The organism is Dehalococcoidales bacterium, assembly GCA_030698765.1.
Taxonomy (GTDB): Bacteria; Chloroflexota; Dehalococcoidia; order Dehalococcoidales; family UBA2162; genus JAUYMF01.
In genome coordinates this window covers 1-3,888 of sequence record JAUYMF010000117.1, presented here as the reverse complement: position 1 = coordinate 3,888, position 3,888 = coordinate 1, and the positions used below count along the sequence as shown (strand labels likewise).

The window sequence follows — 3,888 nt, the reverse complement described above, 5'->3', positions numbered from 1 at the left end:
ATTTATACGAGCTTTCCGTCCAGATGCTCTCACCTGTTTGAAAGGGTATGGTAGTTTCACCTACATGAACCTCTTGCTCTCTCAGGCTCACCAGGTGCATCTCAACCCGGCTTTCTCCGGGATTATAAAAGGCATAGTGTTCAAAGGAATCAAGCTTAAAATCAGCACCTAGCTCACGGTTTATCCGTTCCAGTAAATTAAGGTTAAAGGCAGCGGTGACGCCCTGACCGTCGTTATAAGCCCGGTGCAGAACGGCCGGGTCTTTCTTCAAATCCACACCAATGAGCAGACCTCCGCCTTCCCCGCACACCCCGGCAACATGTTCCAGGAAGTGGACGGCCGGCTCAGGGTCGAAGTTGCCGATTGTCGAGCCGGGGAAATAGACCATGGTGCGGTGGCAGTATTCTGCGGGAACAGGTAACTCAAAATTACCGGTGTAGTCAGCGCAGACAGGCAGCACTTCCAGATGGGGATAATCCGAGCTTAGCTCCCGGGATACCTGTAATAACTGTTGCCCTGAAATATCTATGGGCGTATATGCCGTCGGGTTAGGCAGATTGTCCAGGAGAAATCTCACTTTATCACAGCTGCCGCTGCCGTATTCCAAGAGGAAAGCGCAGGGACCGATAAGCTCCGCTAACTCGTCGATACAGTCTGCCATTATCGCTGCCTCAGTGCGGGGGATATAATATTCATCGAGAGTGCAGATACGCTCAAACAGGCGAGCGCCCTTCTCATCGTAGAAATATTTAGAAGGCAGCTCCTTTTGCGGTTTCTGCAGACCGTGCCGCACCTCGGCACGGAAGCGTTCTAAGCCTGGCGAAGCATCATTTACTATCGTCTCAATACTCTTCTGAGGCTTCATATCAAACTCTCCCCTCTGCTTTTATCTTTGTCCCGGGTTATTTGCAGGGCATAAGCCGAACCATATTTTTCTCTTCCAGTACCTGAGCCAGCGCCGAGATGGTTTGGCTGATATCTTCTTCTGTGGTATTGCGCGATAGCGAAAACCGCACCGAGCAATGGGCTTCCTCTTCCGTCCTGCCCATAGCCAACAGCACATGGGTCGGTTCGGGCGAGCCTGATTTACATGCCGACCCTGATGACAGTGAAATACCATGCTGGTCCATGGCAATGACCACCGATTCTCCCCGCAGACCCGGTAAGGTCATATTCAGGGTATTCCAAAGCCTCTCGTCCCGGTGACCGTTCAGGCTAGCCTCCGGGATGAGGCTTTTGATTCCTCGCTCCAGCCTGTCCCTCAGTTCACGCACCCGTTCTGAATCACGCAGGGTGTAGGCAGCCAGTTCAGCCGCTTTTCCCAGTCCAACCATAGCCGGGACATTTTCCGTGCCGGCACGCAGCCCGTTTTCCTGCTTCCCCCCGTGTACCAGCGGTTCAAGCTCAATCCCCTTCTTTATATACAGGGCGCCGATGCCCTTCGGCCCGTGAAACTTATGAGCCGATAGACTGAGCAAATCCACTCCCAGTTCCTCCACATCTACCTTTATCTTACCAACCGCCTGGACGGCGTCGGTGTGAAACAGCGCCCCTCTCTCATGGGCGATAACAGCCAGTTCCCTGATAGGTAGAATGGTGCCTACCTCGTTATTAGCCATCATAACAGAAACTAAAATAGTGTCATCCCTGATGGCTTCCCTAAGTTTTGAAGGAGCCAGCCAGCCGTTTTCATCGACATCAAGGCAGGTTACTTCAAAACCCATATTTTCCAGGAAGCGGCAGGTGCTCAGAATAGCCGGGTGCTCTATGGCGGTAGTAATTATATGACTGTCTTTTTCGCGTCTGGTAAAGGCAACTCCTTTCAATGCCAGGTTGTCGGCTTCCGAACCACCGCCGGTGAAGACGATTCTGCGGGGAGATGAATTAATCAGTTTCGCTACCTGGCGGCGGGCCGTTTCAATGGCTGCGCGGGCATCCCGTCCTAACTCATAAATACTGGAGGGATTACCGTGGGCCGCGCCCAGATAGGGCAGCATTACCTCCCGCACCGCCTCATCTACCTCGGTGGTAGCATTATTATCGAGGTATATCAGGCGTTCCGTCCTTGTGTCTCCGCTCAGCACAGTTGTCGTTTCGAACTCAAAATCCGGCGGTTGTTCAACCAAGCGATATGTCTCCTCGGTGCCGGCCTCGACCTTTTCCAGGTTACAGAGCAGAGCTTTATATACCGGGAAGCCGGAAATTTTATCGAAATTATGAAGGTCGGTCAGTTCGTTGACATTGCGCTCCTGCCAGGCTTTGGGCCCAACGGGGGTGCCTCCACCAAACATACATTCCACAGCCCCCTGCCTGATATCAGAAGTGACCCGGGCTCTGAAAAGCACGCTGCCTCTGGGCGAGCTAACTCTTACCAGGTCACCGCTGGCGATTCCTCGTTCTTCCGCATCCTGGATGTTAATGTCCACGGTCGGCTCCGGGTTGTCCTTCACCAGCCCTTCGATGCCATGGTGCTGTGACCTGAAGTCGGTCTGGGGTCGGGCGCCCGAGTTGAAGACCAGGGGTAATTTTTCGGCCAGTTTAGGATTACCCATCGGGCTCTCCGTAGGTTCGATATACTTTGGTAACGGCTCATAACCGTACTCCTCGAAGGTTGTCGACCATATCTCAAACTTGCCGGTAGGAGTGTCAAAGCCGGGCTTGCCGTCCGGGCGCAAGCCGCCCTTCTGCCATTTCTTATACTCCATCATCGGCGTCGGGATTCTTACCCAGCCCCCGGCTGCCTTCACTTCCGCAAGCGTATAGCCGGAGCCATCGAGGGCCAGTCGAATCATCTCCTCCTCGGTTTGGGGAAACAGGTGCCCATAGCCGAGGTGACTGGCTAACTCAGCCATTATCAGGTAATCGTTGCGGGCTTCGCCCACCGGCTCGATTATCTTCTCCCGTAATCGAAAGACAGGCCCATAAACCATGTAAGAATAATTCTCGAACATCGTCGTCGCCGGGAGTACGATATCGGCATAAGCAGCATCCGCCGTCATCTGGCGGTCGATGCAAACCATGAAGTCAAGCCGGGAAAGCACCTCTCGCCAGACCTGGGTCTGAGGCCAGGAGGTGAGCATGGAGCTACCGTGGATAAGCAGGCTGCGTACCGGATAGGGCTTACCCTTAAGAACCGAATCTACCAGGGCGATAGCGTGGGACTCTTCACGATAACCGGTGTAGATGGGGAATTCTTTCCGGCCGATAGCCAGGTCCAGGTCCGGGTTTTCCAGGTTACAGGAGCGGTTTATCTGAAAATGGGTGTTCAGCATATCAAGCCCGATACCTCCTGGCACATCGAGTTGTCCTGCCAGGGCAAACAGGGTAAGCACCGCTCTGGCTGATTGCACACCGGTATTGGAGTATTCCAGACCCGTATACATCATCAGAGAAGCTCCTCCGGCGCTGGCGATACGGTGAGCCAGTTCCCGTATTGTATCTGCCGGCACGCCTGTAATGGTCTCGGCTACCTCCGGCGAGAAATGCTGGGTATATGTTCTGAGTTCTGCAAAGCCGTGGCACCAGTTTTCAGCAAAGTCCTCGTCATAGAGGTCGTCTTCTATCAAAACCTCAATCATACTCAGTGCCAGAGCGCCGTCAGTACCCGGTCTGATGGGAACCCAGCGGGCATTGGTGCGAACAGCGGCTTCAGTGCGCCGGGGGTCGATAACTATTATTTCGGCGCCACGGCGGGCAGCGAACTCGAGGCGCTGCATGTCAGCCGGTGGAGAGTCAGTGGCTGGGTTTGTTCCCCAGACAAAGACTGTTTCGGCATTCTCAATATCGGTGAACATGTTTGTCTGGATACGCCCCATAGTTACATGGGGAGCAATCATGTGAAGAGAAACATAGCACAGCGCCCCCACGCCGGTGGTGTTGGGAGAACCG

At 54.0% G+C, this 3,888-nt stretch carries 2 protein-coding genes; both read right to left on the bottom strand.

Annotated features, from left to right (window positions below):
• Window positions 1-865: L-histidine N(alpha)-methyltransferase (egtD, locus tag Q8Q07_05820; protein ID MDP3879804.1), on the bottom strand; the 865-nt coding region annotated here is incomplete at its 3' end.
• A 37-nt stretch (window positions 866-902) separates the two neighbouring features.
• Window positions 903-3,888: IscS subfamily cysteine desulfurase (locus Q8Q07_05815; GenBank protein ID MDP3879803.1), on the bottom strand; the 2,986-nt coding region annotated here is incomplete at its 5' end.